The organism is Pseudomonas sp. FW305-7, assembly GCF_058786735.1.
The window spans coordinates 331,109-354,014 of the sequence record NZ_JBYSZA010000003.1 but is presented as its reverse complement, the minus strand read 5'-3'; the positions used below and the strand labels follow the sequence as shown (position 1 = coordinate 354,014).

The following is a 22,906-nucleotide window of genomic DNA, read 5'->3' as shown; positions in this document are numbered from 1 at the left end:
TAATCGCGACACGACATATCCATCCGCGACACGCCTTACCTCTCCACGAAAATTACTTTCATGCGGTTTGAAATCTCGATCTCGAAATGATTTATGAGTTTCACAACCCATTCGAACGTGACCCTTTCGAGGAGTACCGCATGACGCCTTCCTTCGGCTATTGGCTGCTGGTGTATGCCGCCGTCGCCATCATCGCGCTGATCGTATTGATCGCCCGTTATCGGCTCAATCCGTTCATTGTCATCACGCTGATTTCCATTGGTCTGGCACTCGTGGCGGGGATGCCGCCGTCGGGCGTGGTGGGTGCGTATGAGGCTGGGGTGGGCAAGACGCTGGGGCATATTGCGCTGGTGGTGGCGCTGGGGACGATGCTTGGCAAGATGATGGCCGAGTCCGGCGGCGCCGAGCAGATGGCGCGTACATTGATCGATAAATTCGGCGAGAAAAACGCGCACTGGGCGATGGTCTGCATCGCGTTTCTGGTGGGACTGCCGCTGTTTTTCGAGGTCGGTTTCGTGTTGCTGGTGCCGATTGCTTTCACCGTGGCGCGGCGCGTCGGCGTGTCGATTCTGATGGTCGGTTTGCCGATGGTTGCCGGCCTGTCGGTGGTGCATGCGCTGGTGCCGCCACACCCGGCGGCGATGCTCGCGGTACAGGCGTATCAGGCGTCGGTCGGGCAGACGTTGCTGTATGCAATTGCCATCGGTATTCCGACGGCGATCATTGCCGGCCCGCTCTACGCCAAATTCATCGTGCCGCGCATTCAGTTGCCGGCGGATAACCCGCTGGAAAAACAATTCCTCGACCGCGAACCGCGCGACAAGCTGCCGGGTTTCGGCATCACCATGGCGACCATTCTGCTGCCGGTGGTGCTGATGCTGATCGGCGGTTGGGCCAACCTGATTTCCACGCCGGGCAGTGGCTTCAATCAGTTCCTGTTGTTTATCGGCAACTCGGTGATCGCGCTGTTGCTGGCGACGTTGTTGAGTTTCTGGACGCTGGGCATCGCTCAGGGTTTCAACCGCGAATCGATCCTCAAGTTCACCAACGAATGCCTGGCGCCGACCGCCAGTATTACTCTGCTGGTGGGTGCGGGCGGTGGCTTGAACCGGATTTTGGTGGATGCTGGCGTGACCGATCAGATCGTCGGCCTCGCCCACGAATTTCACTTGTCGCCGCTGATCATGGGCTGGTTGTTCGCCGCGTTGATGCGCGTCGCCACTGGTTCCGCGACCGTGGCCATGACCACTGCGTCCGGCGTGGTCGCGCCGGTGGCCATTGGTCTGGGTTATCCACACCCTGAGCTGTTGGTGCTGGCGACCGGCGCTGGCTCGGTTATCTTTTCCCACGTCAACGACGGCGGCTTCTGGTTGATCAAGGAATACTTCAACATGACGGTCGCGCAGACGTTCAAGACCTGGACCGTGCTGGAGACGTTGATCTCGCTGGTCGCTTTCGGTCTGACCGTCGGCCTTTCCTATCTGCTTTAACCGGAGCCTGCCGCCCATGGACATCCTCTACCAGATCCGCGCCCGCCAGGATTCCTTCAGCGCCGGCGAGGGCCGCATCGCCCGGCTGATGCTCGACGACGTCGGTTTTGCCGCCTCCGCCAGCCTCGAAGATCTGGCGCAACGCGCCGAGGTCAGCACCGCCACGCTGTCGCGGTTTGCCCGCAGCGTCGGTTGCCGTGACCTGCGCGACCTGCGCCTGCAACTGGCTCAGGCCAGCGGCGTCGGCAGCCGTTTCCTCGACCCGGCGGGCACGCCTGAACAGTCGGCGTTCTACGGGCAGATTGTTGGCGATATCGAAACCACGCTGCGTCAGCATCTCGCAGGTTTTGACGAATCACGCTTCGCCGACGCGGTGAAATTGCTCGGCCAGGCGCGGATGATTCACGCCTTCGGCATGGGCGGTTGCTCGACCTTGTGCAGCGACGAATTGCAGGTGCGTCTGGTGCGCCTCGGTTATCCGATTGCGGTGTGTCATGACGCGGTGATGATGCGCGTCACCGCTGCCAGCCTGAACGCCGAACAAGTGGTCATCGTCTGCTCGCTGACCGGCATCACCCCGGAACTGCTGGAGACCGTCGAACTGGCGCGCAACTACGGTGCGCGCATTCTCGCCATCACCCGCGCCGACTCGCCGCTGGCCGAACTGGCCGACATCGTCCTGCCGCTGCAAGGCGCGGAAACCTCGTTCATCTACAAACCGACAGCGGCGCGCTACGGCATGCTGCTCGCCATCGATGTGCTCGCCACCGAGCTGGCGCTGGCCAATCCTGAAGACAATCAAGAACGTCTGCGGCGGATCAAACTCGCCCTCGACGAATACCGTGGCGGTGACGATCACTTGCCGCTGGGAGACTGACATGCTGTACGACACGCTGATCCGCAACGCCACCGTCATCGATGGCAGCAACACGCCCGGTTACTGCGCCGACGTGGCGATTCGTGCTGGCCGCATCGAGCGCATTGGTGACTTGCACGACGCCAGCGCTGCCGAAGAAATCGACGCCGGCGGCCGCGTGCTGGCGCCGGGTTTTATCGATGTGCACACCCATGACGACACCGTGGTGATCCGCCAACCCGAGATGCTGCCCAAACTCAGCCAAGGCGTGACCACAGTGATCGTCGGCAACTGCGGGATCAGCGCCTCGCCCGTGACGCTGAAAGGCAATCCGCCGGATCCGATGAACCTGCTCGGCACCGCGGCAGCCTTCGTTTATCCACGCTTCAGCGATTACCGCGCGGCGGTAGAAGCGGCGAATACCACGTTGAACGTGGCTGCACTGATCGGTCATACGGCGCTGCGCAGCAATCACCTCGATGACTTGTTCCGTACCGCCACGCCTGAGGAAATCGCTGCGATGCGCGAGCAATTGCGCGAGAGCCTTGAGGCTGGGGCCTTGGGTTTATCCACAGGTCTGGCGTACGCCAGCGCCTTCAACGCCTCCACCGATGAAGTCATGCAGTTGACTGAAGAACTGACGGCATTCGGCGCGGTGTACACCACGCACCTGCGCAGTGAATTTGAACCGGTGCTGGAAGCGATGGACGAGGCGTTCAGCATCGGTCGTCATTCGCGCTCACCGGTGATCATTTCCCACCTCAAATGCGCCGGAGTCGGTAACTGGGGGCGCAGTCCGCAGTTGCTCGCATCGCTGGAAGAAGCCGCGAAAACCCACCCGGTCGGCTGCGATTGCTATCCCTACGCGGCAAGTTCTTCGACGCTCGATCTGAAGCAAGTCACCGACGCCCACCGCATCACCATCACCTGGTCGACGCCGCATCCGGAAGTCAGCGGCCGCGATTTGATCGACATCGCTGCCGAGTGGAACGTGCCGCTGATAGACGCGGCAAAACGCCTACAACCGGCGGGTGCGGTGTACTACGGAATGGACGAGGCCGATGTGCGAAGAATCCTCGCCCATCCGTTGTCGATGGTGGGTTCTGACGGACTGCCGGAAGACCCGTTCCCGCATCCGCGCCTGTGGGGCGCTTTCCCACGGGTGCTCGGGCATTTCAGTCGTGATGTCGGGCTGTTTCCGCTGCACACCGCTGTGCATAAGATGACCGGGTTATCGGCGGCACGATTCGGCTTGAAGGAAAGAGGCGAGATTCGCGAAGGTTATTGGGCGGACCTGGTGTTGTTCGATCCACTGACCGTGCGCGATGTGGCGGATTTCAATGACCCGCAACGAGCGGCGCAGGGCATTGATGGCGTGTGGATCAACGGCGTGTTGAGTTACCAGGAGGGGCAGTCTTCAGAACGCCACGCAGGACGGTTCCTCGCCCGTGAAGATGACCTGCGCAAAGGTTTTGTATAACCGCAGTTGCAGGTTTGCGACGTGGTCTGGATTTTTGTGCAGTGATGGCACATTGGAATTAAAGATTCCCTCGACCAAGCCGAATCGCTGACATTCAGTGGATTTGGCGTCTGTCGCCCCAGGGAGTTTCATGTACCGCGTTTGTTTGTTCGCAGCCGTCACATTACTGGCCGGTTGTGTCAGTCCACAAGCACGCCAGGCGGCGGAAGCCGAGACCTTGTTCAAGGATATCCTCGCGCGTCCATTGGTCAGTGATTCGGTTATGCGCGAAGGCGATATCCTGACGTTCCAGATCAGTCAGTCCGGCAATGCGCAAGCGGCGGCAGGCGTGGTTTTTCAGATGGAAGCCTCCTGCGCGGCCGACCGTGCCAACTTGCTGTATCTGGGCGGCGGCGGTCGGATGTATCCGGGGCTCAATGGTCACCAGTACTCGATCGGTCGAGCGATGCCGGCCAACGTGCTCGGGATGTTGAAAAACAACCCTGACTTCATCAAGGCGTGTGCCAGCACGCCGGCGTCGGATTGGCGAGTGGTCAAAGGCAGCGGCGAGGAGCAATGGGTATTGTTTGATCGCAACAGTCTCAAGAAGGACGGTTCCGAACTGAGATTCTGGGCGGCTTACGATAACCCCTTGATTGGATTCGATGCGCCCTACGACGCTCCCTATGCGCAGAAGCGCGAGCGTTACGCAGTCGATTGTGGCAAGCAGACCTACCGTGTGGTGGCGGGCTACGATCTGGATGCCGACAACACGGTCACGGATGGACAGGACGCGATCGCACTGACCTCCAATGCAATCAGCGGCAGCAACGACGACTACGAGCTGCTGTTCAAACTGGTCTGTGAAAAACCCGAATCGGCAGCGCAACTGCCCAGGTTCGTTGCCCGCGCAAAGAAAAGCGCTCCAGTGACTCTGCCAACGCTTACCCCGGCAGTGACATCAGCCATTAAACAACTGAACATGCCGGACGCCGTTAAACCGCTCAACTATGTGGAAATCACGGGCCAGTCGAATTACCAGGGCAAGACTATAGAAATGCGCGAAGTGCGCCGCTTTGAAATCGACAGCGCCTCGCAGCAACTGAGTCTGCATTTGTCGGGCGCCAATTATGAGAGCGATGCCGTGACCTTTCGCGGGCTGCTGGATCTAGCGAAATTGAGCCGTTTCAGCGTCTCGAAGGGGCCCTCGATGAAAGACACGTCCAGTGTCATCAACCTAGGCTTCAGCGGCGACTGGCAGCATATGCCGGTCAACGGACACTTGGCCTACAAAGCAACGTTCAGCAGCACTAACTCGCTGCTGGGCAAAGTCGACGAGCGCCAGGAAAACACCAACTGCACCGTTGTTCGCGAACTGTCGGCGAGCCAACTCAATTCAACCTTGAGCGGCCTGGCCAAAGAGTTGAGGTGCAGTAAAGAAGGCGATGAGTACAATCGGGTCAACACCTACTACTACTTGTCGGATTATGCTTACTTCTTCTTTGCACGCACCGACAAGAACCGTTTTTTCTACAGCGATCTGGTACTCAAGACGCTGCGTTGATCCGGCCATTTGGCCCGTCCAGACGGGCCTTTTCCATAGGCGAGAGCACTCCCATGAGCTTCGGCAAAACCACCCCGATCCTGCGGATTTTCGATGAAGCCAAAGCCGTAGAATTCTACGTCGACTTCCTCGGCTTCAAGATCGACTGGCAGCACCGTTTCGAGGCGAACTTCCCGTTGTATCTGCAGGTGTCGCGTGGCGAGTGTGTGCTGCACCTGTCCGAGCATCACGGCGATGCAACCCCCGGTTCGGCGCTACGCATTGAGACCGATGAGCTGGAGGCGTTCCAGCAGCAATTGGTGGCCAAGGACTACAAGTTCTCGCACCCACAGATTCAGGCGATGCCGTGGGGGAGTCAGGACATGACGATTGCTGATCCGTTTGGCAATCGGTTGGTGTTCACCAACGCGATCAGTGTTTGAAACAGTTTCAAGCCGCATGGAAAAGCCCGCTGCCAAACCACCAAGGTCTGCCAGCGGGCTTTTTCGTCACTCGGTCGGCACTAACTTGTCCAGTACACGATTAACTGCCAACTCCGCCAGCATCACCACTTGAGCGATGCCTTGCAGGGTTTTGCGGTGCGTGCCTTCGACCATCGCAGCGTGGTTATGCAGCATGACGGTGGCCGAGCCGAGGGTTTCACTGGCATCGACCAGCAGCGACTCGGTATCGGCTTCGGGGTCGGTCATGTACAGCTTGTTGGGTTTGTAGGGCGCGGCCATTATCTCGGCGGTTGGTGGTCCGAGGTAATGGTCGAGGGCGCGCTCGGCGGCTTCGTGGAATTTCTTTGAGTCGGGGGATTCGTACGGGGAGGCCGGGTCGGTGACCGGTGGGTTTGGCGTTACTTTGAACATTGAGTCTTTCTCCAGAAGAGCCGCAGCCATCTCGCTACTAAACGAGAGGGGTGGCAGCTGTGCGCAAGTTAGTAGACCGGCAGAAGACTCAAGATCCGGCGCATCCGAAGATGCCATGCGCACAGCTACCATCAAGTGCAAGCGAAAGCCCGACTGGATGATTCTTGTGCAACCGTAAGTCAACTAATCCGGGCTACTAAACCCGATCACTGGGAATCAGTGACCCGATTGAAGTTACGCAGCAAGCCCTGGACGCACAAGCCGGCGGATTCTGGCTTAGCCGTAGGCAGCGGCGCAAGGATTTGTAGGCTCTTGCGCGTAACACTGAGTGTCTTTAAACACCTATGGTGTAAGAGGTTTATTGCGCTACAGAGTTTGAGGATTTGCCTGTCGGATCTCGGTGCGGCGACTGACGCCATCGCTGGCAAGCCAGCTCCCACATTGACTGAGTCGTACGCAAAATTTGGCTTCACCGAAAAACCTGTGGGAGCTGGCTTGCCAGCGATGAGGCCAGAACAGTCACCCGCGATGTGTCTGCCGAAACTCCCCGGGCGGCATCCCCCGCCAGCTCCCACATTGACTGAGTCGTAAGCAAGATTTGGCTTCACCGAAAAACCTGTGGGAGCTGGCTTGCCAGCGATGGTGCCAATCCAGTCACCCGCGATGCGTCTGCCGAAACTCCCCGGGCGGCATCCCGCGCCGACTCTTGAACGTGCGATGAAACGACCGCGGTTCGGTAAAACCCAGATACTGCGCAATGTCCTGAATCGGCAACGTGCTGTTCAACAGGTAATGCTCAGCCAACTCCTGGCGCAGATCATCGAGAATCTGCTGATACGACGTCCCCGCCTGATGCAACTGGCGCTGCAATGTGCGCACCGATACCGCAAGCTGCTCGGCCACTTGCTCCTTGCGCGGCAAGCCTTCCTTGAGCAACTGCCGCAGGATGCCTTTTACCTGCTGCGCCAGCGACGCATCCTCCAGCGTCGCCATCAAACCCATCGCATGCTCTTCCAGCGTACGCAGCAATTGCGCATCGGCCTGGCGCAACGGCAGTTGCAAATACGCTAACGGCACGATCAGCGCCGAATAGGGCTGATCGAACAACACCGGGCAATCGAAGAACTGCTCATATTGCGCCAGCGTCACCTCGTCCGGGCGCGCATGCTCCAGCCACACAGCGGCCGGCGACATCTGCGTATCGGCAATCCAGCGCGCATATTGCAGCCAGGAGCCGAGTACGTTTTCCACCAGATGCCGACGAATTCGTGGGCGCTGATAACGGCAGGTCCAGACCAGATGCACATGGCCGTCCTGCATCTCGGCGCGACTCACGCCCATGTCGCCCACCAGTTTTTCGAACGGCATGATCCGGCTCATCGCATCGCCAAGAGTCGCGCAGTTCATGGTGATGTAGCCGAGCACGCTCCACGAATTGGGCAAGACGAAATTCGCCGCGTTGAGGCCGAACAACGGATCGCCCGAGTGCTCGCAGAAATAATCCAGCAACTTTTCATGGGCCTCACCCGGCAGACGCAGGGTGTTGTCGCTCAACTGCTGCGCCTGCAAGCCGGCCGCCGCCAACGCCGGCTCGATGGCCATGCCCAATTGCTCGGCATGGCGCAAATATTTGAGCAGCGGCGGAACAGACGTGAAGCCGAGCGATTGCATGATCGAATTCCCTTGATCAAAGCCTGCATGAGCGGATGAATGCCCTGAAAGGTAATTTGAAACCACGGCTAAAGTAAATGGCTGACGCTTGCGCGACGTTTGACTCAATTGGCTACACGAACTGGCCGGATGCGACCGTGACACTTTTTGGCCGCCGACTAGTATGGGGGCCTGAAATATCCATCATAAGAACCGGAAAAGGACACACGCATGCGACGCTGGAACGGCTGGGGCGATGCAACCACGGTGGTCGAACTGCCGGCCCAGGGCGCGAGCTTTCTTGCGCAACGCTTGGGCGACGGTCGAGCGCTGCCCGATGCAACGCTGGAAGCGGCGTTGGCTCGTGTCCCGGCCTCGCGGTTGCAGGCGCACACCTTGTACAGCGTCGATGCCCATGACCGGTTGCTCCACGCCCGGGGCCAGAGCCTGCCGGACTGGCTGGCGTTGCGTGAAGGTGCGCTGGGCAAGTATCCCGATGCCGTGGCGTTCCCGGAGACCGCCGAGCAGATTCGCCAATTGCTCGCGCTCGCCCATGAGCGGGACCTGTGCCTGATTCCTTATGGCGGCGGCACCTCGGTGGCCGGGCACATCAATCCGCCGGACTCCACGCGTCCCGTGGTGACTGTATCGCTGGCGCGAATGAATCGCCTGATCGACCTCGACGAACAAAGCCTGTTGGCAACCTTCGGCCCCGGAGCCAGTGGCCCGCAGGTGGAAAGTCAGTTGCGCGCCCGAGGCTACACGCTGGGGCACTTCCCGCAGTCGTGGGAGTTATCGACGCTGGGCGGTTGGGTCGCCAGCCGTTCCAGCGGCCAGCAATCGTTGCGCTATGGGCGCATCGAACAATTGTTCGCCGGCGGGACGCTGGAAACCTTCGCCGGTCCGCTGGAAATTCCAACCTTCCCGGCCTCGGCGGCAGGCCCAGATCTGCGCGAAGTGGTGCTCGGTTGTGAGGGCCGTTTCGGGATCATCTCCGAAGTCAAAGTGCGGGTCAGCGCACTGCCCGCTGACGAACGTTTCTACGGCGTATTCCTGCCGAGCTGGACCAAAGCGCTGCAAGCGATTCGCCAACTCGCTCAGGCGCGCGTACCGCTGTCGATGCTGCGCCTGTCCAACGCCGTGGAGACCGAAACGCAATTGGCGCTGGCCGGTCACCCGCAACAAATCGCCTGGCTGGAGAAATACCTGAGCCTGCGCGGGGCGGGCGAGGGCAAGTGTCTGCTGACCTTCGGCGTGACCGGCAATCGTCGGCAAAACGCGCTGTCGCTGAGCCAGGCCCGCCAGCATCTGAAAGCCTTCGGCGGTGTGTTCACCGGCACCTTGCTCGGCAAGAAGTGGGCACAGAACCGCTTCCGTTTCCCCTACCTGCGCGAGAACCTGTGGAACGCCGGTTACGTGGTCGACACGCTGGAAACCGCCACCGACTGGAGCAACGTCGACAACCTGCTCAACCTCATCGAAAACAGCCTGCGCGATGCCTTGGCCGCTGAGGGTGAGCGGGTGCATGTGTTCACGCACCTGTCCCACGTTTACGGCGAAGGATCGAGCATCTACACCACCTACGTGTTTCGCCCGGCGGCGGATTACCCGGCGACCCTGGCGCGCTGGAAAGCGCTCAAGCACGCGGCCAGCCAGACCATCGTCGACAACCACGGCACCATCAGCCACCAGCACGGCGTCGGCAAGGATCACGCCCCGTACCTGTTGCGCGAAAAAGGCGAACTGGCGATGGACACCTTGCGGGCGCTGAGCCGCCATTTCGATCCGGCCGGGCGCCTCAACCCCGGCACGCTGTTGCCGGAATGACGGTCATGCGCCCGAACTGGAACGCTGCGTGGCGCCAGCAGATTCTGCCGACACTGGCGGATGAAAGCTGGGATCTGATCGTGATTGGCGGCGGCATCAGCGGCGCCGGGATTCTGCGTGAAGCTGCACGCCGTGGCTGGCGGTGTTTGTTGCTGGAACAACGCGATTTTGCCTGGGGCACGTCCAGCCGCTCGTCAAAAATGGTCCATGGTGGTTTGCGATATATCGCCAAGGGCCAGTGGCGCCTGACCCGTGATTCGGTGCGCGAACGTCAGCGCTTGCTTGATGAAGCACCGGGGCTGGTCGAGCCGATGAGTTTCCTGATGCTGCACTATCGCGGCGGCTTTCCCGGGCCGCGTGTTTTCGGTGGTTTGTTATCGGTGTATGACGCGTTGGCCGGGCGGCGCAGCCATCAGTTTCATGACGTGCAGCAACTGCGCTATCTGGCACCGGGCGTGAAGGAAAACGACCTGCTCGGCGGCACCAGTTTTGTCGACGCGCTGACCGATGATGCGCGGCTGGTAATGCGTGTTTTGAGCGAGGCGCGGGCCGACGGCGCGGTGGTGCTCAACGGCGTGCGTGTCGAGCATCTGCTGCGTGAGAACGGGCGAGTGTGCGGCGTTCAGGTCGAGGACTGCGAGGCGGGCGCGACCCTGCAATTGCGCTGTGGCGTACTCGCTGTGGCGACAGGGGCGTGGGCTGAGCGCTTGCGACCGACCGAGGCACCACGCCAATTACGGCCGTTGCGTGGCAGCCATTTGCTGCTGCCGGGCTGGCGCTTGCCGGTGGCGCAGGCCTTCACCTTTCTGCATGAGCGCGACCGTCGCCCGGTGTTCGTTTTTCCGTGGGAAGGCGCGACGGTGGTCGGCACCACGGACCTCGATCACCGCGAGGATCTGGATCAGAGCGCGAGCATTAGCGGCGAAGAGCTCGACTATCTGCTGGCGGCCTGCACGCAACAATTTCCCGCTGCGCACGTTAGCGCTGCGGATGTGCTGTCGACGTGGTCGGGCGTGCGTCCGGTGGTGGGCAGCGCGGCAGGTGAGCATCAAGGCAAACCCTCTAGCGAAACTCGTGAACACGTACTGTGGCAGGAGCCCGGTTGCGTCACGCTGGCCGGCGGCAAGCTGACGACTTTTCGCCCGCAAGCCATCGAAGTGCTCAAGGCTTGCGCGAGCATGCTTGATCGTCCTTTCGTTGATGATGCTGCGCCAGTGTTTGCGGCTGTGCCGGCGCTGTCGATCCCGGTACTGAGCAGCCATCAATGGCGACGTCTCGCCGGACGACAGAGTCGTGACCTGCCAAGGCTGGCGCAACTGCTCGCAGACGTCGGCCACGATACGGTCGGCGCCACGGACACTCTGTGGGCCGAACTGGCTTTCGCCTGTGAGTCGGAAATGGTTCTTCACCTCGACGATCTATTGCTGCGCCGCACGCGTCTCGGTTTGCTGCTACCCCTCGGTGGCGAAGGTTATTTCGCGCCGATTCGCCGACTCTGCCAGCCGCGACTGGGCTGGAGCGACGAGCGCTGGCAAGAGGAAGTACAGCGTTATCAGGCGTTGTGGCAACGCCATCACGGTCTGCCGGATGCCACGCCTTGATGCCCCTTGAAGAGAGCTCCATGGATAACCACTCGAACAAGCGTTACCTGCTGGCCATCGACAACGGCACCCAGAGCGTGCGCGCGCTGCTCTTTGATTTACAGGGCAATCTGCTCGGCAAAGGCAAGGTCGAATTGCAGGCGTATTACTCGACGCAACCAGGTTGGGCCGAGCAGGATCCGGAATATTACTGGGCGAAACTCGGCGAGGCCTGTCAGCAGGTGTGGGCGCAAACCGGGATTGATCGGGCGCAGATTGCCGGTGTTTCCCTGACCACCCAGCGCGGCACGGTGATCAATGTCGATGCCGAGGGCAAACCGCTGCGCCCGGCCATTCTGTGGCTCGATCAACGCCAGAGTGAAGTCGAAGGCGGGATCAAGGGGCCGTGGGGCTGGCTGTTCAAACTGGTCGGCGCGCAAGCCACCGTGGATTATTTTCGGGCCCAGGCTGAGGCTAACTGGATCGCCAGACACCAGCCGGATATCTGGGCGGCGACCGACAAATTTTTGCTGCTCTCTGGGTTTCTCACTCATCGCTTGTGCGGGCAGTTTGTCGACTCGGTGGGCTGTTGCGTCGGCTACCTGCCGTTCGACTTCAAACGCCTGAAATGGGCCGCGCCGAGCGACTGGAAATGGCAGGCGTTGGCGGTGCGTCCCGAGCAATTGCCGAGCCTGCACAAACCCGGTGAAACCCTCGGCTACATCACCGCCCAAGCCAGCCGCCATACCGGGATCCCCGAAGGCCTGCCGCTGATTGCCGCCGGTGCCGACAAGGCCTGCGAAGTGGTCGGTTCCGGCGTGGTCGATGCGGGCACGGTGTGCCTGTCCTACGGCACCACGGCGACGATCACCAGCACCCGCTCGCGCTATCTGGAAATCGTCCCGTTAATCCCGCCGTATCCGTCGGCGGTGCCGGATCAGTTCAACTGCGAGGTGATGATTTATCGCGGTTACTGGATGGTCAGCTGGTTCAAGAACGAGTTCGGTTTGCGCGAAATGCAGCAGGCGAAAGCGCAGGGCATTGAGCCCGAAGAGCTCTTCGATGCGCTGGTCAACGAGGTGCCGCCGGGGTCGATGGGGCTGATGCTGCAACCCTACTGGTCGCCGGGCATTCGTGAGCCGGGCGTGGAGGCCAAAGGCGCGATGATCGGCTTCGGCGATGTGCACACCCGCGCGCATATCTACCGGGCGATTCTGGAAGGGCTGGCGTATGCCTTGCGCCAGGGCATGGAGAAGATCGAGCGGCGTTCGAAGGTCTCGATCAAGCGTCTGCGGGTGGCGGGCGGCGGCTCGCAGAGTGATGCGGCGATGCAGCTCACGGCGAATATTTTCGGGTTGCCCGCCGAGCGTCCGCATGTGTATGAAGCGTCGGGTCTGGGCGCGGCGATTTGTTGTGCGGTGGGGTTGGGGTTGCACGCGGATTTCCCCACGGCCATCGCCGCGATGACCCGGGTGGGCGCGGTATTCACGCCGCAACCCGAGGCGCAAAAAATCTACGAACAACTCTACAAGGATGTCTATCTGCGCATGTACCGCCAGCTCAAACCGCTGTACCAGAGCATCCGCAAAATCACCGGTTACCCCGCCTAGCCGACCACCACTCCTACAGGGGGCGGCGGTGTTTTGGAGATTGTGCAATTGGCGCCATTGGAGAGTTTTTCTGGTGAGATCGGACAGTGTCAGCGCCTGGGGCGGTTGTTAGGCTCATGCCTCACAGCACATCCAATAAGAACCAGAAGCATGAAGCTGACATTCCTCCTGTTGCTGCTTTTTGCAACGGCCCCGAGCGCTTGGGGCTGGTCGAACCATACGGTGGGCAGCTATCTGGCGTTGCAGGATCTGCCAGCGTTGCGCGATGCGCCACCGGTGGAAGTCGAACCGCTGGAGCAGTTTCTCACCGAGCAATATCCGGCCGTCGTCGCACTGCTGGAACAGCAGGAAAACTTCGCCCGCGAACACTTCGCGCAATACCCGCCACGCCCCGACCAGCTGAAATTGCCCGCAGTCCCCAGTGACAATCTGCGCCACGATTTCCTCACCACGTTGCGCATCAATCCGCTCATTCATCTGGCGATGGTCATCCAGCCATTGCCGGGTAAAGACCTGCCCGAGCGTGAGCACCTCAGCGCCGATCAGGTCATGGTCGAACAGACCCTCTCACCGTGGAATCGCCAACGCTTCATCGTTGTCGCCGACGGCGAAAAAGTCGCGGCGCTTGCGGTGCTCGCCAGCGCTGCCGACGAGCCGGATTACGGCCACGACATCAACCTGTTCAGCGACAACCCGGGCGCAGTCGCTGCGGTCTATGGTTTCGGCCCGCAGCCGTTCGGCGATGCGCGTTTCCAGTACAGCTCGCAGGCACCGTTCCACATGGGCTTCTTCCATGAAAGCGCGGTGGTGTATGCCGCTGCCGGATTTCTTCAGCGCAGTTGGCCGGACTGGCGCGCCTATCAATACTTGGGCCTGGCGCGACTGGCGTTTGCCAGCGACCATCCCTATTGGGGTTATCGCTTTCTCGGCTGGGGCATGCACCACGTGCAGGATCTGACCCAGCCCTATCACGCCAAGCCGCTGCCCGGCGTCGACCTCGCCAGTCTTTTACTGCTGGAAGGCAAGGCGCTGGCCGGTTTCGCCGATGACAAACAGGCGTCCATCGAACGCGTTGCCACCCGGCATATGGAAATCGAAAAGTATCAGTCGAGTTGGCTACGGCGTTTGCTGCGTGCCGGACAAGCGCATCCGATGCTCGACGCTTACACCGATTTTGCCCAGGACAAACAGTACCCGCCGTACTCCGTGGACTACTTGCGCGAGGTGGTCAGTGCCGAGTCCGTCGACGACTCCGCCGCGTTCGATGAAGCCATCGGTCAGTGGCTTGAGACTGCACCAGCCACCAGTGATTTCAGCAGCGGCAATCAGCTGCGGCGCGAAGATTTCAATCATCCGGCACTGAATCAACAGCTGTTCAAACTGCTCGGCCATTTCGGCTCGCACAGCCGGATTTATGTCAGCGCGGGATTGGTTCCATAGCCATCGCCTCAGCGTTGCGCGAACACAAAAACAATAAGAACAGGGAAGGAGAAAACTCATGATCAACACTCGATTGCGCCTGGCGGGCGCGGCGCTCCCCGGTGTCGGCCTGGCCGGTTTGCTGCAACTCTGCGCGGTCGATGGTGCGCAGGCTGCGGAGTTCAGCGTGCTGGACAAACAGGTCACCGGCTCGTTCGACACGACCTTGTCCTACGGCCGTTTGTGGCGCGTGCAGGGCCGCGACAAGACCAACGATGACGTCAACACCAACGACGGCAATCGCAACTTCGACACCGGACTGGTTTCCGAGGTGTACAAGATTACTTCGGAGCTTGAGGCCAACTATCAGAACTACGGCCTGTTCGTGCGCGGCACAGCGTTCTACGACACGCAACTGATGGACAAGCGCAACGACTACTACCGCAACAACAATCCGTCACAACCGAGCCAGAGCTATCCGCAGGACGACCGTTTCACCAGCCAGACCCGCGACATCGCCGGCAGCCGCATCGAGATGCTCGACGCCTATGTCCACGGCAGTTGGGACGTTGCGCAGATGCCGGTGACCGCGCGCGTCGGTCGGCAGGTGTTCAACTGGGGCGAGGGGATTTTCTATCGCGGCGGGATCAATACGACCAACCCGGTGGACGCGGCCAAGTACCGCTTGCCCGGCGCCGAAGTGAAGGAAGTGCTGGTGCCGGTGGAGGCGCTGAGCTTCAACGTCGGCCTCACCGATAGCCTGACCATGGAGAGTTTCTACCAGACCAACTGGAAGGAAACCCGCATCGATCCGGTCGGCACGTTCTACTCGCAAACCGACCTGTTCGCCGACGGTGGCAACACCGGGTACAACAACTTCAGCGGCACCGCGCTCGACACGCCAGTGCCGGGGTTTGGCAACGTCATCGGTCTTTACAGTGCCTTGGGCAACAACCCGTTGCTGAGCCAGGCCCTGCAAACCACCGGGCTGTACGCCAACGGCGTGACGCCGGCCTACGGCAATACGCTCAAGGTCGCGTCTATCGGCAAGGACTACAACGCGCGCAACGACGGCCAGTTCGGTTTCGCCTTTCGCTACATTGCCGAACAGCTCAACAGCACCGAGTTCGGCTTGTATATGGTCAATTACCACGCCAAGGAGCCGACCATCGCTGCTGATCTGGGGGGTTACAAGGGCATCGACATGAATGCCCTGACCAATCTGTTGGCGGGTGTCGCGGGCAGTCAGGCCGGCGCACTGGCCAACGGTCTGGCCACGGCGGATGTGATGGGCAATATCCAGGCGCATCGGCTCTATGCCGAAGACATCCGCATGTACGGTTTCAGCTTCAACACCACGCTGGGCGAAGCCTCGGTGTTTGGTGAAATTGCATATCGGCCAAACCTGCCGATCGGTGTTGCGGCGACCAACGATCTGATTGGCGATCTGGCCAATGGTGCAGCGGCGGCAGTGACCGGCAAAGCGATCAACGTCGGCGGGCAGATGGTCACTCTCGACAGCCAGATCAACAACGCCGAGCGCGTGGAAGCGTTCAACACTTCGCTGGGCACCATCTACAACTTCGGCCCGACGGCGTCGTTCGACTCGCTGTTCGGCATCTTCGAACTGGCCTCCGAGCACTTGCGTGGCAGCAGTCTGCAATACACCGCTTATGACGGCAGTCGTCGTTACTACGCCGGTACCGGTAACTATTCCTATGTGTCCGGTGGTGATCGTGACGATCAGGTCAATCGTGATTCCTACAGCTACACGGCCATGCTCAACGGTACGTGGAACGACGTGTACGCCGGGGTCAACGTCTCGCCCTACATCGTTTACAAGGACGATTTCGAGGGCAACAGCTATCAGGCCGGTAACACCATCGAAGGTCGCAAGGCCTACACGTTGGGGATCAAGGCCAACTACCAGAACAAGCTTGAGGCCGAGTTGCAGTACACCGAGTTCTACGGCGGCGGGCAGAACAACGGCATTCGCGACCGCGACAACATCGGGTTCAACCTCAAGTATTTCCTGTGAGTTTCACACTCAACGCTTGGGACAACTCATCCCCCTGTGGGAGCGGGCTTGCCCGCGATGACGGCAGCACATTCGACATCAATGGTGGCTGAACCACCGCTATCGCTGGCAAGCCAGCTCCCACAGGTTTTTGTATTTTGGAGAAGAACATGTTCCACACTTCGCGATTGGCCAAGACCACGTTGGCGCTCGTCATGAGTCTGGCGGCCAGTAGTGTTTTCGCCGCCATCACCCCGCAACAAGCCGAACAACTGAAAACCACCCTTACCCCGATGGGCGCCGAGCGGGCCGGCAACGCCGCTGGCACTATTCCCGCCTGGGCCGGCGGCATCACCCAGGCCCCGGCCGGCTACAAACCGGGTCAGCACCACCCTGATCCCTACGCGGCGGACAAACCGCTGTTCACCATCACCAAAGCCAACCTCGACCAATACAAGGCCCACCTCAGCCCAGGTCAGATCGCGTTGTTCAACAGCTACCCCGACACCTTCCAGATGCCGATCTACCCTTCGCGGCGTTCCGGTTCGGCACCCCAGTGGCTGTACGACAACACGCTGAAAAATGCCACCTCGGCCAAGTTGCTCGAAGGCGGCAGCGGTTTTTCCGATGCCTATGGCGGCGTGCCGTTCCCGGTACCCAAGGACGGCATCGAAGTGCTGTGGAATCACATCACCCGTTATCGCGGCATCTACGTCGTGCGTCGCGCTTCCGAAGCGCCCGTACAACGCAACGGCAGCTTTGCGTTGGTCACTTCGCAGCAGGAAGCCCTGTTCAATTTCTACCGTCCGGGCGGCCAGTTCGCCGACCTGAAAAACATCCTGTTCTACTACGTCGCTTTCGTGAAAAGTCCGGCACGGCTGGCCGGCGGTGCCGCGCTGGTGCACGAGATGCTCGACCAGCTCAAGGACCCGCGCCAGGCCTGGGTCTACGACGCCGGCCAACGTCGCGTGCGCCGCGCGCCGAACCTTGCGTATGACACGCCGATCGCCTCGTCCGATGGCTTGCGCACGGCGGACGACACCGACCTGTTCAACGGCTCGCCGGATCGCTACGACTGGAAGCTCAAGGGCAAACAGGAAATCTACATCCCCTACAACAACTACAAAGTCGGCAGCCCCGACGTGAAGTACGCACAACTGCTCACCCCGGGCCACCTCAACCCGCAATACACCCGCTATGAGCTACACCGGGTGTGGGTGGTCGAAGGCAACCTCAAACCCGGCGCACGACACATCTATTCCAAGCGCGTGCTGTTTCTCGATGAGGACAGCTGGGGCGCCGCACTGGTCGACCAATACGACGGGCGCGGGGAGTTGTGGCGCGTGTCGATGGCCTACCTGAAAAACTTCTACGACCTGCCAACGACGTGGAGTGCGCTGGATGTTTTCCACGATTTGCAGGCCCGCCGTTACTACGTGCAGAACCTGGATAACGAAGAAGCGGAGACGGTGGATTTCGCGCAACCCGTGCCGGAGGACGCGTATTTCATGCCGTCGGCGTTGCGCCAGCGTGGGACGCGGTGAGGAAGGACTGCCGTTCGGAAGATCGCCGGATTTTTGCACGGCAGGATGTGCTAGCCTGCAATCAATGATTTCATTGATTGCAGGAGGGCGTCATGGCCAGCATCACGATTCGAAACCTTGATGAGAAGCTGAAAGAACAACTGCGTATTACCGCAGCGCACAACGGACATTCCATGGAGGAGGAGGCTCGCCTCATTTTGGGTAGAGCCTTGGCAACTGTTGATCGCGCCGGTGGACTTGGCAGCCGGATACGCAACCGGTTCAATGCTGTCGGCGGAGTTGACCTCGACTTGCCAGAGCGTTCAGAGAAAGCCACTGCGGTGGATTTCTCTGAATGATAGTGCTCGATACCAACGTTCTTTCAGAGTTTATGCGTGTCAAGCCAGACGACCGGGTGCTTGTCTGGGTGGATGCGCAGCCAGCGATGGATCTGGCAGTCAGCGCGGTGACAGTGGCAGAAATACTCCACGGCATCGCGCGCCTGCCATCTGGCAAGCGCAAACAAAAACTTGAGGCTCATGCCATGGCGATGTTCGAAGAGGATTTTGCCGGACGCATTTTGCCGTTCGATGCGCACGCCGCTGTCGAATACGCAACGCTAGTCGCGGAGTGCGAGTCAAAGGGTCGCGCGGCTTCGATGGCTGATGCGCAAATTGCTGCTATCTGCCGAACGCATGGTGTTCCCATAGCCACCCGTAACGTGAAGGATTTTGAGTTCAGTGGTGTCGAGGTGATAAATCCTTGGCAGAGCTGAGTCACTTCATAGCTAACAAAATCATAAGAAAAAGGTGGTCGCATGAAGCGTAAAAAGGTTGGAACGAGCAGGTTGGACTCCTTCATGGTTGATGATTTTCCCGTTCTTGCCGGTCTAGCGGACCCGATAAAAAACGACGGTGAGTTGCAAGTGCGAATGGCCCTGATTGATGAGCTTTACTCGCATGCTGACAGTGAAGATCACGCAGCGGCGCGGTTTGCGGAATTGGTTGCTGATCGGGTGTATGAGTACGAGGCTGAAACGGTTTTGATTCCTTACTCATCCCAATCAGAAGCGCTGGCGTTTCTGATTTTGGAAAGAGGAGTCAAACAGAAGGATTTGTCTGAGATCGCAACTCAGAGTGCTGTTTCAGAGATATTGAATAACAAGCGAAAAATGACCGTTGCCCAGATAAAGGGTTTTGCCGAATTCTTTAAAGTACCGGTTGAATTCTTTATGCATGGCGTGGTTTGACGGGGCATGTAGTCAGCCATAACGCAATCGCGGGCAAGCCCGCTCCCACAGGTATGGAGTCGGACACAAACTCTGTGAACGACTGAAAAACCTGTGGGAGCGGGCTTGCCCGCGATTGGATCTACGCTATGACGCTGAGTGAAGGTCAGACGCGGAAATGGCTGACCATCTGCTGCAACTGACCACCCAAGCGCGCCAGTTCAACGCTGGACGCTGCGGTCTCATCACTCGCCGCAGCGGTCTGTTCCGACACATCGCGCACGTTGATGATGCTGCGGCTGATCTCTTCGGCCACGGCGCTTTGCTGTTCGGCAGCGGCAGCGATCTGCTGGTTCATCGACTGGATGTTCGACACCGTGCGGGTGATGTTTTCCAGGGAGGCACCGGCCTTGCGTGTAAGGGCGACGCTGCTGTCGGTCAGGGCGCGGCTGTTGCTCATCACCGCCGAGACTTGCTGGGTGCCGTTTTGCAGACCGGCGACCAAACCTTCGATTTCTTCGGTGGATTTCTGCGTGCGTTGGGCCAGGCCGCGGACTTCGTCGGCGACCACGGCGAAACCACGACCGGCTTCACCAGCACGGGCTGCTTCGATCGCGGCGTTGAGTGCCAGCAGGTTGGTCTGTTCGGCGACGGCTTTGATCACGTCCATGACGCTGCCGATCTTGTCGCTTTCCTGTTGCAGTACGCTCATGGCTTCGGTGGAACGCACCACTTCGCTGGCCAGACGTTCGATCTGGGCGATGGCTTCGTTGACCACTTTGTCGCCTTCACGGGCTTCGCCATCGGCTGCGGCTGCTGCTTGCGAAGCTTCTTCGGCGTTGCGCGCGACTTCCTGCACGGTGGCGGTCATCTCGTGCATGGCGGTGGCGACCTGATCGGTCTCGACTTTCTGGCTGTTCACACCGGCGCTGGTCTGTTCGGTCACGGCCGAGAGTTCTTCGGCGGCGCTGGCGATCTGGGTGACGCCGTCGCGGATGCCGCTGATCAAGTCGCGCAGGGTTACGCCCATGCGCGCAATGCCTTGTTGCAGTACGCCAAGTTCGTCGCGGCGGGTGACGATCACGTTTTGCGAAAGGTCGCCGCTGGCGATGCGCTCGACCACGGCCAAGGTTTCTTGCAGCGGACGGGTGATCTGGCGGGTGATGATAACGGCGGCAATCACGCCAACCAGCAATGCCAGCAGGGTGCTGATCAACTGGAAGGTGCGCGCCTGAGCGCTTTCGATGTCGCGACGGTCGAGCTGGATCTGGTAAAGCTGCTCGCTGGTGGTGACGATCGCAGCGCCCTGATCAGTCATTTCCTTACGGGCCTGCACGGCGTCGGTGTTGGCGTTTTTATACGCCATCAATGCGTTGCGATAGTTGACCAGCGCGGTTTCCAGCTGACGCAGTGCGTCTTGCTGAGTACTGGAGAAATGCGTGTTCAGCTGTTTCAGACTGCCGATGGCAACGTCGAGCTGGCCGACGGCCTTCTGCTCGGTTTCGGCGTTGGTGGTGGCGGTGTAGCCGCGCACTTCGTAGCGCGCGAGGATGAACGCTTCCTTGGCGGTGGTGATCGCCTGGAACTGTTCGAAACGCTGCTCGCTCATGTCCATCTGCTGCACGCGTTTGCTGATCGACTCGATCAGGTTGTACGCGGTTTCGGCGTTGACGCTCATGGTGTCGCGGGCGCTGTTGCCAGTGCGATAGGCATTGCGCATTTTGTTCAGCGACGTCTGGTATTCAGCGATGGTCGCTGCCTGCTCCTTGAGCAGTTTGACGTTTTCCGGGCTCTTGAAGCTGTTGATCAGCTTCTGTTGTTGCGCGGCGAAGCTCTCCAGAGTGGTCTGCACATTCTGCGCGGCAGTTTCATCGCCATTGGTCAGCATGTATTGCAGGCGCACTACGCGCAGTTTGGTCAGACCGGCGTTGAGCTGGGTGATGTCGCTCATCCAGTTGCTGCGGTCAATCAGGCCGCCAAGGCTGGTCCAGCCAGTCAGGGCCAGCACGCAGGTCAGGGCCAGGACAAGGCCGAAGCCCAGGCCCAATTTCATGTTCACGCTGATGTTGCCGAACCAGCTATTCATCACAATTCCTCCAGAAACGTTGGGTTTCTTGTCGTCAGTTAGGCTGGAAGATTGTTGTTTTTTTGAGCCAGCAAGGGTGTTAGCAGGACTGTATCGGCCGCAAATACGAGAGCTGAAAGGATTTTGTCCGACAGAATTTGTAACAAGCGATCCCAAGACTTTTTTCACATGGGTTTCACTGGCTGCCCACGCGAGCGTCTGTAGTTTCGCCGCATCGAATGACAAGTGACGGCGGCTTTTTGTGGAACTGAGACTGAGTCTGTTTGGCGTCAAGCGCTCGATTGATCTGAGCGGTCTGGCGCGTTTTCGCAACACCTGGGTGGTGCTGGCGGCATCGCTGCTGGTGATTCCGTTGACCCTGTGGTTGCTGGCACCAGCGGCGGTGCCGGATCTGGCCCACGGTAATGTGGCGGGCGCGCAGGCATTGGCGACAGGCTGGGCCAAGGGCGACATGATTGTGCTGGTGCGTCACGTCGAGCGCTGCGATCACTCCAAAGCCGCGTGCCTGAGCGGCAATGACGGCATCACCGACCGCTCGCGCAGTGTCGCCGTGGCTGTCGGGGCGCAGTTTGAACAACTGGGTCTGGATAATGCCGACTTCTACAACAGCCCGGTGATGCGTACCGTGCAGACCGCCGGTTACATGTTCAACCGGGCGGCCAGCGGCGAAGACTGGTTGATCAACTGCAAGGGCCGCATGCTGCAGGACGCGCTCGCGCATAAGGTGGCGGGTCGCAACCTGATTCTGGTGACGCACAGCGAATGCATGGCGCAAATCGAGAAAGACCTCAAAGTGCCTGCCTCAGACCTCGGTTACGGCTCCTCATTGTTTGTTTCCGCTGCCAGCCCGGCGGCTCCGAAGATGCTCGGCTTTATTGAAGCCTCCGACTGGCGCACGGTGACCACCCGATGAAATCGCGTTTTTATGCAGTTAACTTCGGCATCCCGCTGGCCTGCGCCGCGCTGGTGTTCCTGATGTTCGACATGACCACCATCGACATTCAGTTCAGCAACCTGCTATTCGATCCGCTGAGCCAATCCTTCCCGCTCGACAGAGTCCACTTCTTCGAGAAGCTCACGCACAAATGGGCGCGGATCATCCCGAACTGGACCGCCGAAATTGCCTTGATCGGCGCGATGCTGTCGCTGGTCTGGCCATTGGTCAATCCACAGAAACGGCCGCGACTCGGCGCGTTTCTGGAACGCAGCAGAGTCGCGCCGGTGCTGCGCTTTGCCGCTGCTCATCGGCGGGATTTTTTCTTCGTAGTGGTCGCGTTTGCGGTCTGCACCGGGGTGATTCATTTCCTCAAGTCGCACACCAGCGTTTATTGCCCGATCGAGACCACGCTGTACGGCGGAAAAATGGCCCACATCGAGTGGTACAGCAATTTCCAGCTGTTCCATGAGGCGGGGAGTGGACGTTGCTGGCCGGGCGGACATGCCTCCGGTGGCTTCACCATGCTGGCGCTGTATTTTGTGGCGCGGCGTTATCAATGGCGTTTTTCCAGTGCCATTTTGTGGGGTTCGCTGTTGCTCGGTTTCATTTACGGCACGACGCGCGTTCTGCAGGGCTGGCACTACATGTCCCACACGTTCTGGGCCGGGATCTTTGTGTGGCTTGCGTGTTTACTGACGGCGCTGGCGTTTTATGGGCGTGCGCGGCTGGAGCGGCCGGTGTTGCAGACCAGGGAGATTGCGCCCTCGGCAGGACTTGAAATGCAGCGATAAACCTGTTCAGAGCGT

The 22,906-nt window shown here is 60.0% G+C and carries 19 protein-coding genes and 1 pseudogene; 16 read left to right on the top strand and 4 right to left on the bottom strand.

Going from position 1 to position 22,906, the window contains the following annotated elements; all coding sequences use genetic code 11:
* The first annotated feature begins 140 nt into the window (after positions 1-140).
* The 5 genes from AC3WMT_RS06900 (at position 141) to AC3WMT_RS06880 (ending at position 5,791) form a co-directional block, all read left to right on the top strand.
* Positions 141-1,490 carry a GntP family permease gene (locus AC3WMT_RS06900; protein ID WP_095051052.1) on the top strand — a complete coding sequence of 450 codons (1,350 nt, stop codon included), beginning with the start codon at positions 141-143 and terminating at the stop codon, positions 1,488-1,490.
* Positions 1,491-1,506: 16 nt separating this feature from the next.
* Positions 1,507-2,367: a MurR/RpiR family transcriptional regulator gene (locus AC3WMT_RS06895; protein WP_103303260.1), complete on the top strand. Its 861-nt coding sequence runs from the start codon at positions 1,507-1,509 to the stop codon at positions 2,365-2,367.
* 1 nt (position 2,368) lies between these two features.
* The gene (locus AC3WMT_RS06890; RefSeq protein WP_103303259.1) at positions 2,369-3,826 is read left to right on the top strand and encodes an N-acyl-D-amino-acid deacylase family protein; all 1,458 of its coding nucleotides are present in this window, start codon (positions 2,369-2,371) and stop codon (positions 3,824-3,826) included.
* A gap of 130 nt (positions 3,827-3,956) precedes the next feature.
* The gene (locus AC3WMT_RS06885; protein ID WP_103303258.1) at positions 3,957-5,369 is read left to right on the top strand and encodes a hypothetical protein; all 1,413 of its coding nucleotides are present in this window, start codon (positions 3,957-3,959) and stop codon (positions 5,367-5,369) included.
* Between the two features lie 53 nt (positions 5,370-5,422).
* Positions 5,423-5,791, top strand: coding sequence for a glyoxalase superfamily protein (locus AC3WMT_RS06880; protein ID WP_095191407.1), 369 nt, complete (start codon positions 5,423-5,425; stop codon positions 5,789-5,791).
* A gap of 66 nt (positions 5,792-5,857) precedes the next feature.
* Here the strand turns inward: AC3WMT_RS06880 and AC3WMT_RS06875 are convergent, their stop codons facing one another.
* Positions 5,858-6,223: a DUF6124 family protein gene (locus tag AC3WMT_RS06875; protein ID WP_103303257.1), complete on the bottom strand. Its 366-nt coding sequence runs from the start codon at positions 6,221-6,223 to the stop codon at positions 5,858-5,860.
* A 654-nt stretch (positions 6,224-6,877) separates the two neighbouring features.
* Positions 6,878-7,894 (bottom strand): AraC family transcriptional regulator GliR, encoded by a 1,017-nt coding sequence (gene gliR / locus AC3WMT_RS06870; protein WP_103303256.1) that lies wholly within the window; start codon positions 7,892-7,894, stop codon positions 6,878-6,880.
* Positions 7,895-8,104: 210 nt separating this feature from the next.
* Between gliR and AC3WMT_RS06865 the strand changes: the two genes are divergently transcribed.
* The 9 genes from AC3WMT_RS06865 (at position 8,105) to AC3WMT_RS06825 (ending at position 19,098) form a co-directional block, all read left to right on the top strand.
* Complete coding sequence (locus AC3WMT_RS06865; protein ID WP_103303255.1) at positions 8,105-9,700, top strand: FAD-binding oxidoreductase; 1,596 nt, start codon at positions 8,105-8,107, stop codon at positions 9,698-9,700.
* Between the two features lie 5 nt (positions 9,701-9,705).
* The gene (locus AC3WMT_RS06860; RefSeq protein ID WP_103303254.1) at positions 9,706-11,301 is read left to right on the top strand and encodes a glycerol-3-phosphate dehydrogenase/oxidase; all 1,596 of its coding nucleotides are present in this window, start codon (positions 9,706-9,708) and stop codon (positions 11,299-11,301) included.
* A 20-nt stretch (positions 11,302-11,321) separates the two neighbouring features.
* A complete protein-coding gene (locus AC3WMT_RS06855; protein WP_103303253.1) occupies positions 11,322-12,890 on the top strand; it encodes an FGGY-family carbohydrate kinase in 1,569 nt (522 codons plus the stop codon).
* Positions 12,891-13,040: 150 nt separating this feature from the next.
* Positions 13,041-14,330 (top strand): phospholipase C/P1 nuclease family protein, encoded by a 1,290-nt coding sequence (locus AC3WMT_RS06850; protein ID WP_103303252.1) that lies wholly within the window; start codon positions 13,041-13,043, stop codon positions 14,328-14,330.
* Between the two features lie 58 nt (positions 14,331-14,388).
* Positions 14,389-16,347, top strand: coding sequence for a DUF1302 domain-containing protein (locus AC3WMT_RS06845; protein ID WP_103303251.1), 1,959 nt, complete (start codon positions 14,389-14,391; stop codon positions 16,345-16,347).
* A 194-nt stretch (positions 16,348-16,541) separates the two neighbouring features.
* The gene (locus AC3WMT_RS06840; RefSeq protein ID WP_371919304.1) at positions 16,542-17,870 is read left to right on the top strand and encodes a DUF1329 domain-containing protein; all 1,329 of its coding nucleotides are present in this window, start codon (positions 16,542-16,544) and stop codon (positions 17,868-17,870) included.
* A 92-nt stretch (positions 17,871-17,962) separates the two neighbouring features.
* A complete protein-coding gene (locus AC3WMT_RS06835) occupies positions 17,963-18,208 on the top strand; it encodes a FitA-like ribbon-helix-helix domain-containing protein (RefSeq protein ID WP_103303249.1) in 246 nt (81 codons plus the stop codon).
* Entirely contained in the window at positions 18,205-18,624 is a 420-nt protein-coding gene (locus AC3WMT_RS06830) for a type II toxin-antitoxin system VapC family toxin (protein ID WP_103303248.1), read from the top strand. Before AC3WMT_RS06835 ends, AC3WMT_RS06830 begins: the two co-directional genes overlap by 4 nt.
* A gap of 42 nt (positions 18,625-18,666) precedes the next feature.
* Positions 18,667-19,098, top strand: coding sequence for a helix-turn-helix domain-containing protein (locus AC3WMT_RS06825; protein ID WP_103303247.1), 432 nt, complete (start codon positions 18,667-18,669; stop codon positions 19,096-19,098).
* Between the two features lie 145 nt (positions 19,099-19,243).
* Here AC3WMT_RS06825 and AC3WMT_RS06820 read toward each other — a convergent pair whose 3' ends face one another.
* Both AC3WMT_RS06820 and AC3WMT_RS06815 read right to left on the bottom strand, forming a co-directional pair.
* The gene (locus AC3WMT_RS06820; protein ID WP_371919303.1) at positions 19,244-19,948 is read right to left on the bottom strand and encodes a methyl-accepting chemotaxis protein; all 705 of its coding nucleotides are present in this window, start codon (positions 19,946-19,948) and stop codon (positions 19,244-19,246) included.
* Positions 19,949-20,149: 201 nt separating this feature from the next.
* Positions 20,150-21,028: pseudogene (locus tag AC3WMT_RS06815) on the bottom strand (methyl-accepting chemotaxis protein); the annotation flags it as partial.
* Positions 21,029-21,404: 376 nt separating this feature from the next.
* Here AC3WMT_RS06815 and pmrG point away from each other — a divergent pair.
* Together pmrG and AC3WMT_RS06805 are read left to right on the top strand one after the other, a co-directional pair.
* A complete protein-coding gene (pmrG, locus tag AC3WMT_RS06810; RefSeq protein WP_103303245.1) occupies positions 21,405-22,076 on the top strand; it encodes a lipopolysaccharide core heptose(II)-phosphate phosphatase PmrG in 672 nt (223 codons plus the stop codon).
* Positions 22,073-22,891 carry a phosphatase PAP2 family protein gene (locus AC3WMT_RS06805; RefSeq protein ID WP_103303244.1) on the top strand — a complete coding sequence of 273 codons (819 nt, stop codon included), beginning with the start codon at positions 22,073-22,075 and terminating at the stop codon, positions 22,889-22,891. Before pmrG ends, AC3WMT_RS06805 begins: the two co-directional genes overlap by 4 nt.
* The last annotated feature ends 15 nt before the right edge of the window (positions 22,892-22,906 follow it).

Coding starts and splice junctions, on each gene's coding strand:
- AC3WMT_RS06900 (WP_095051052.1), top strand. CDS start 141: ATGACGCCTTCCTTCGGCTATTGGCTGCTGGTGTATGCCGCCGTCGCC.
- AC3WMT_RS06895 (WP_103303260.1), top strand. CDS start 1,507: ATGGACATCCTCTACCAGATCCGCGCCCGCCAGGATTCCTTCAGCGCC.
- AC3WMT_RS06890 (WP_103303259.1), top strand. CDS start 2,369: ATGCTGTACGACACGCTGATCCGCAACGCCACCGTCATCGATGGCAGC.
- AC3WMT_RS06885 (WP_103303258.1), top strand. CDS start 3,957: ATGTACCGCGTTTGTTTGTTCGCAGCCGTCACATTACTGGCCGGTTGT.
- AC3WMT_RS06880 (WP_095191407.1), top strand. CDS start 5,423: ATGAGCTTCGGCAAAACCACCCCGATCCTGCGGATTTTCGATGAAGCC.
- AC3WMT_RS06875 (WP_103303257.1), bottom strand. CDS start 6,223: ATGTTCAAAGTAACGCCAAACCCACCGGTCACCGACCCGGCCTCCCCG.
- gliR (WP_103303256.1), bottom strand. CDS start 7,894: ATGCAATCGCTCGGCTTCACGTCTGTTCCGCCGCTGCTCAAATATTTG.
- AC3WMT_RS06865 (WP_103303255.1), top strand. CDS start 8,105: ATGCGACGCTGGAACGGCTGGGGCGATGCAACCACGGTGGTCGAACTG.
- AC3WMT_RS06860 (WP_103303254.1), top strand. CDS start 9,706: ATGCGCCCGAACTGGAACGCTGCGTGGCGCCAGCAGATTCTGCCGACA.
- AC3WMT_RS06855 (WP_103303253.1), top strand. CDS start 11,322: ATGGATAACCACTCGAACAAGCGTTACCTGCTGGCCATCGACAACGGC.
- AC3WMT_RS06850 (WP_103303252.1), top strand. CDS start 13,041: ATGAAGCTGACATTCCTCCTGTTGCTGCTTTTTGCAACGGCCCCGAGC.
- AC3WMT_RS06845 (WP_103303251.1), top strand. CDS start 14,389: ATGATCAACACTCGATTGCGCCTGGCGGGCGCGGCGCTCCCCGGTGTC.
- AC3WMT_RS06840 (WP_371919304.1), top strand. CDS start 16,542: ATGAGTCTGGCGGCCAGTAGTGTTTTCGCCGCCATCACCCCGCAACAA.
- AC3WMT_RS06835 (WP_103303249.1), top strand. CDS start 17,963: ATGGCCAGCATCACGATTCGAAACCTTGATGAGAAGCTGAAAGAACAA.
- AC3WMT_RS06830 (WP_103303248.1), top strand. CDS start 18,205: ATGATAGTGCTCGATACCAACGTTCTTTCAGAGTTTATGCGTGTCAAG.
- AC3WMT_RS06825 (WP_103303247.1), top strand. CDS start 18,667: ATGAAGCGTAAAAAGGTTGGAACGAGCAGGTTGGACTCCTTCATGGTT.
- AC3WMT_RS06820 (WP_371919303.1), bottom strand. CDS start 19,948: ATGACCGCCACCGTGCAGGAAGTCGCGCGCAACGCCGAAGAAGCTTCG.
- AC3WMT_RS06805 (WP_103303244.1), top strand. CDS start 22,073: ATGAAATCGCGTTTTTATGCAGTTAACTTCGGCATCCCGCTGGCCTGC.